Origin of the sequence: Kordiimonas sp. (assembly GCF_048260245.1) — a bacterium.
Lineage (GTDB): Bacteria > Pseudomonadota > Alphaproteobacteria > Sphingomonadales > Kordiimonadaceae > Kordiimonas.
Window position 1 is genome coordinate 1 of record NZ_JBLXGZ010000065.1, and the last position, 5513, is coordinate 5513.

General features: G+C 56.6%; 6 protein-coding genes. 3 read left to right on the forward strand and 3 right to left on the reverse strand.

Annotated elements, in window-relative coordinates:
* Nucleotides 1-764, reverse strand: a 764-nt coding sequence (locus ACN0VM_RS17785) for a Mur ligase family protein (protein WP_417452233.1), incomplete at its 3' end; no start/stop codon positions are given.
* Nucleotides 765-967: 203 nt separating this feature from the next.
* Nucleotides 968-2767 carry a translation elongation factor 4 gene (gene lepA / locus ACN0VM_RS17790; protein WP_065320769.1) on the reverse strand — a complete coding sequence of 600 codons (1800 nt, stop codon included), beginning with the start codon at nucleotides 2765-2767 and terminating at the stop codon, nucleotides 968-970.
* Nucleotides 2768-2969: 202 nt separating this feature from the next.
* Here lepA and ACN0VM_RS17795 point away from each other — a divergent pair, with 202 nt between their 5' ends.
* On the forward strand, nucleotides 2970-3290 hold the full coding sequence (locus ACN0VM_RS17795; protein ID WP_417452234.1) for a hypothetical protein: 321 nt from the start codon (nucleotides 2970-2972) through the stop codon (nucleotides 3288-3290).
* 268 nt (nucleotides 3291-3558) lie between these two features.
* Nucleotides 3559-4524: a LysR family transcriptional regulator gene (locus ACN0VM_RS17800; RefSeq protein ID WP_009179168.1), complete on the forward strand. Its 966-nt coding sequence runs from the start codon at nucleotides 3559-3561 to the stop codon at nucleotides 4522-4524.
* A gap of 29 nt (nucleotides 4525-4553) precedes the next feature.
* Here ACN0VM_RS17800 and ACN0VM_RS17805 read toward each other — a convergent pair whose 3' ends face one another.
* Nucleotides 4554-4991 (reverse strand): low molecular weight protein-tyrosine-phosphatase, encoded by a 438-nt coding sequence (locus ACN0VM_RS17805; protein ID WP_168620458.1) that lies wholly within the window; start codon nucleotides 4989-4991, stop codon nucleotides 4554-4556.
* Nucleotides 4992-5105: 114 nt separating this feature from the next.
* On the opposite strand from ACN0VM_RS17805, the gene ACN0VM_RS17810 reads away from it, so the two are divergent.
* Nucleotides 5106-5513 (forward strand): Sir2 family NAD-dependent protein deacetylase (locus ACN0VM_RS17810; protein ID WP_417452235.1); only part of this gene is annotated, 408 nt, incomplete at its 3' end.

Genomic DNA, 5513 nt, shown 5'->3' on the forward strand with positions numbered 1-5513 from the left:
GAGACGCGGATCACCCGGTCATCACCATTGCCCTCGCTCATCTGCCCCGCAAGGAACAGACCCTCATCCTCGTCAATGCCAATGACCGCGCGGTCAGGGCCACCTTCTGCAAACAGGCGTCGTTTGGCGGCGAAATAGCCCCCCATGCCTGCGTGGCGATCCAGATGATCTGGGGTGAGATTGGTGAAAACAGCCACATCCGGGGTAAGAGCGCGCGCAAGATCCGTCTGATAAGATGAGAGCTCCAGCACCACGACACCACCGTCCACGGGTGGGTCGATATCCAGCACCCCGCGCCCGATATTGCCCGCCATCTGGCTGTTGCGCCCGACATGTTCAAGGATGTGGTGCAGCAGCGCGACCGTGGTTGATTTGCCGTTGGAGCCGGTCACCGCGATCACCTTTGGCGGTGTGTCGAACTCATCCCATTCCGACGTCGCCACTGAGCGGAAGAACAGGCCAATGTCATGGGCCACCGGGATACCCGCGCTCAATGCCGCACGCACCACCGGGTTCGGTTTGGGATAGAGGTGCGGGATACCGGGTGACACGATCAGGGCTGAGATGCCTTCGAATGCGCCCTGCTTGGTCAACTCGCGGCAGGTGAACCCCTCCGCCTCGGCGTTTTCGCGTGCGGCAGGGTTGTCATCCCAACAGATCGCCTCGGCCCCGCCCTCGCGCAACGCACGCGCAGTGGCAAGCCCCGAACGCCCCAACCCCAGCACTGCCACGTTTTGTCCTGTGACACCTTTGACCGGGATCATGCTTCACCTCATTTATAGTGGTTCAAATCGGCGCGACATTGCACCTGAGCGCGGCCAGAATGCAAGCGCAGACAACATGTGGCAGGAAGCACCTCCCCACACAGGCCGACGACAAATCATCCGGTGTTGTGGCGCAGGGTCACCCCCTCACCAAAGCAGGCAGCGCAACGAAAAAGGCCTCCCGCTGGGGGAGGCCTTGAGGATCAATCGTCCATCTTCAGTGCAGAGATAAACGCCTCTTGCGGGATATCGACACGACCAAATTGGCGCATCTTTTTCTTACCGGCTTTTTGCTTGTCCAAGAGCTTACGCTTCCGGGTGGCATCGCCGCCGTAGCATTTCGCGGTCACGTCCTTGCGCATCGCGGAAAGGGTCTCGCGGGCGATGACCTTGCCGCCGATGGCCGCCTGAATCGGAATCTTGAACATGTGGCGCGGGATCAGCTCCTTGAGCTTTTCGCACATCGCACGCCCCCGCGCTTCGGCGCGGTCGCGGTGCACCATCATCGACAGCGCATCCACAGGCTCATCGTTCACCAGCACCGACATTTTGACCAGATTATCGATACGGTAGCCGATCATCTGATAGTCAAAAGAGGCATAGCCCTTGGTCACCGACTTCAACCGGTCATAGAAATCAAAGACCACTTCGTTCAGCGGCAGATCATAAACGACCATGGCGCGCGACCCCGCATAGGAGAGGTCTTCCTGAATGCCACGGCGATCCTGACAGAGTTTCAACACATCACCGAGATATTCGTCCGGCACCAGAATGGTCGCTTTGATGCGCGGCTCTTCGACGTGATCCACTGTGGACAGATCGGGCATGTCAGCAGGGTTGTGCAGTTCGGACATCACACCGTCTTTGCCAAAGACGTGATAAACCACGGAGGGCGCGGTTGTGATCAGTTCGATATTGTATTCGCGCTCGATCCGGTCGCGGATCACCTCAAGGTGCAAGAGCCCCAGAAAGCCGCAGCGGAAGCCAAAGCCCAGTGCCGCGGAGGTTTCCATCTCGTAAGAGAAAGACGCATCATTGAGCGCAAGTTTCTCAATCGCGTTGCGCAGGTCCTCGAATTCGGAACTGTCCACCGGGAACAGACCACAGAACACCACCGGCACCGAGGGTTTAAAGCCCGGCAGTGCAACCTCGGCACCCTTTTTGTCATGGGTGATGGTATCGCCCACCTTGGTATCGCGCACCTGCTTGATCGAGGCGGTGATAAAGCCGATCTCGCCGGGGCCAAGCTCATCAACGGTCTGCATGGCAGGGCGGAACACACCGATGCGCTCAACACCATAGCGGGCGTTGGTCTGCATCATCCTGATTTGGTCACCCTTTTTCAGAACGCCATCCATGATGCGCACCAGCACGATGACGCCGAGGTAGGCATCATACCAGCTATCCACCAGCATCGCCTTCAGGGGGGCGTCGCGCTCCCCTTTTGGTGCGGGCAAGCGCTTCACGATTGCTTCAAGGGTTTCCTTGATGCCAATGCCGGTTTTGGCTGACACCTGAATGGCATCTGTCGCATCAATGCCGATCACATCCTCGATTTGCTCGGCGACGCGATCACAATCGGCAGCGGGCAGGTCGATCTTGTTGAGAACCGGTACGATCTCATGATCTGCGTCGATCGCCTGATAGACATTCGCCAGTGTTTGCGCCTCAACCCCTTGGGTCGAGTCGACCACCAGCAGAGAACCTTCTACCGCGCGCATGGAGCGGGAGACCTCATAGGCGAAGTCGACGTGACCGGGGGTGTCGATCAGGTTCAGCACATAGCGTTCACCGTCGTCTGCCTCGTAATCGATGCGGACGGTGTTCGCCTTAATGGTGATGCCCCGTTCGCGCTCGATGTCCATGGCGTCGAGCAGCTGCTCTTTCATGTCACGATCCTGCACCGTCCCCGTCGATTGGATGAGGCGGTCAGCAAGCGTGGACTTGCCGTGGTCGATATGAGCGACGATGGAGAAATTGCGGATTTTCGAGAGCTCTGTCATGACAAGCGCATATGATTGGGATTTTGCACTTGGTCAAGGTGGATCGTGCGCTTGTGCGCCGGTGAAATGCGCGCAGATGCGACCTGTTGCCGCCTGCGAGGTCCCAAGCAGCCAAACTCCGCTGTCTCCCCATTGAAATATCCCGTTGAGATGTGGAATAGGTAGTCAAATTTCTCGTATTCCCAACTGTGCCAACCGGAGAATGATGATCGTGTTCCGACTGACCCTCACCGCCTGCCTATGCGTTACCTCCACCCTCTTTATCGCACCGACAGCTGAAGCCGGGGCGATTGAGCGCGCATGCCGCAATTCAAACAGAAGCGCTGCCGAGGCCAACCTGTGCCGTTGCATCCAGCAGGTCGCCGAAGGCCGATTGACCAAATCCGAACAGCGCACCGTCTCCAAATGGTTTGCTGATCCTCACCGGGCACAAGAAGTGCGCCAATCAGCACGCAGCAGCGATGCTCGCCTGTGGAAGAAATACAAAGTTTTTGGAAGTGACGCCGAGCGCATCTGCGGTTAATGCTGCGCATACCGTCAACTTTGATCTTTGATGGGAAAATGGTTAATTGGCGCCGCCCGTGACCATTTTTCTTTCAAAAACGTGAAACTTCTTATAAATCATCTGAATTGATACCTTTTTCCTTTTCAAACTAATAAAATAAAAATAGAAACATTGAAGATTGTTTCGCATGCAGGGAAATCCTGTGATGTGTAGTGTTCAGACGCTCCCCCGGCAGAAGCATCGCGTGACGGAGTTTGAATGAAATTGGACTTTTGGGAGCCAACCTATGCTTATGAAAGGCGTTACTCTCCGAGGGCTAGAAGTTTTTGAAGCTTTGGCCAAGTCGGGTTCTGTTGCGCAGGCTGCCGACATTACTGGTCTTAGTCAGCCAGCAGTCAGCCAGCAGCTTCGCAACCTCGAAAAAGCCCTTGGCTCCGATCTCGTAGATCACGGTCGTCGCCCCATGGTTCTAACTTCGGCCGGGCGCAGCTTTCTATCCCGCACTCAGGCCGTTTTGAGCGAATTACGACTGGCCCAGAGCGAGCTTACGGTGATGGATCTTTCACATCTGCCCGCGCTTTCCATGGGGCTGATTGATGACTTCGACAATGATCTGACACCGCGTCTTGCAACCATTTTAGCCGATAGCCTGACCCAATGCCGCTTTAAGATGGTCACCGCTTCCAGCCATGACATTTATAAGGCCATGGCAGAAAAAGAACTGCATATCGGCGTCGCTGCTTCCACCGGAGAGCTGCGTTCCGGCATGAACGAATATCCGCTGGTCGAAGATCCGTTCATCCTTGTTGCGCCGCGCGGACGTGTCACCGACCCGGATGACGTTGGAAATCAACTGAATCACCTGCCTTTGTTGCGCTATGCTCGTGATCAATTGATCTCCCAGCAGATCGAATCTCATCTGACCCGCCACAAGATGGAGTTTGATGACCGCTTCGAAATCGGCTCTCATCTTGCGCTGATGGCAATGGTTGCACGCCGCATCGGTTGGGCGATCACCACACCGCTGGGTTACATGCGTGCCGCGCGTTTCCACGAAGAGATCGACGCGTTCGCCCTGCCCTTCGCAGGCTTTTCACGTCGTATTTCTCTGTTTGCGCAGTCGGATTGGCCGGACACGGTTCCGCTCGAAGTTGCCGGCACTGTGCGTCGCCTTACCCAAAGCCAGATCATCGCACCCGCAATCAACCGCCTGCCATGGCTGGCTGGGCAATTGCGCGTGCTTGAGAGCTAAGGTTTACCGACGCTCCCTCCCAATCACCGCTACGAGATCTTGCGCTGCAATCCAATTGCAGCGCTTTCTAATAGATCGAGGCAGCCGTCGAAGTCGCGGGAGTAATACGGGTCAGGCACCTCATCTGCAGCCCCCTCCGCAGCCAAGGGAGCAAATAGCTCGACCGGGGTGGTATTTCCGGCTGGGCGCAAGCTCTCCACGTTGCGCCGGTTTTCTTTATCCATCACGACGATCAAATCAAAATTTCGAAAATCACTCGTAGTGAATTGTCGTGCCCGCAAATCGCTCATATCAATTCCACGCGCGCCTGCTGCGGTCGCCATAGCTGCGTATGGCGGCTCTCCCACGTGGAAATCCGAGGTGCCAGCACTATCCGTTCGTATATGAGGGCATCTTTCTCGAAAAAGCGCCTCCGCAGCGGGCGATCGGCAAATATTTCCAAGGCAGACAAACAATACGCTTTTCACGGAAGATCCCTTTTAGATTTGAAATGCTGAAATTAAGTATTTTCGGCACCTGCCCGACTATGCCAGTTTATCAACACAGCGACCATGAATAAACCGCGACACAAAGGGCGTGACATGAGCAAGATTGTGATCCTCACCGGTGCCGGGATTTCAGCAGAAAGCGGGCTCGGCACATTTCGCGACGAGGGTGGGTTATGGTCCCAGCACCGGATCGAAGATGTAGCAACACCTGAGGGTTTCGCCCGCGACCCCGAGCTGGTGCATCGCTTTTACTCCGCGCGCCGCCAACAGGCCGCAGAGGCTCAGCCGAACGCAGCTCATCTCGCCCTCGCGCAGCTCGAACAACACTGGGCGGGAGAGGTCGTCATCGTGACGCAAAACGTGGATGGGCTGCATGAAGCAGCAGGTGCGCGCAATGTGCTCCACATGCACGGCACACTAGGAGGTGCTCTCTGTGCTGCCTGTGCGCATCAATGGCAGGCCCCCTATGGAGATGACACTGGCGACAACATGCCCCGCCTG

Coding starts and splice junctions, on each gene's coding strand:
- lepA (WP_065320769.1), bottom strand. CDS start 2,767: ATGACAGAGCTCTCGAAAATCCGCAATTTCTCCATCGTCGCTCATATC.
- ACN0VM_RS17795 (WP_417452234.1), top strand. CDS start 2,970: ATGATGATCGTGTTCCGACTGACCCTCACCGCCTGCCTATGCGTTACC.
- ACN0VM_RS17800 (WP_009179168.1), top strand. CDS start 3,559: ATGCTTATGAAAGGCGTTACTCTCCGAGGGCTAGAAGTTTTTGAAGCT.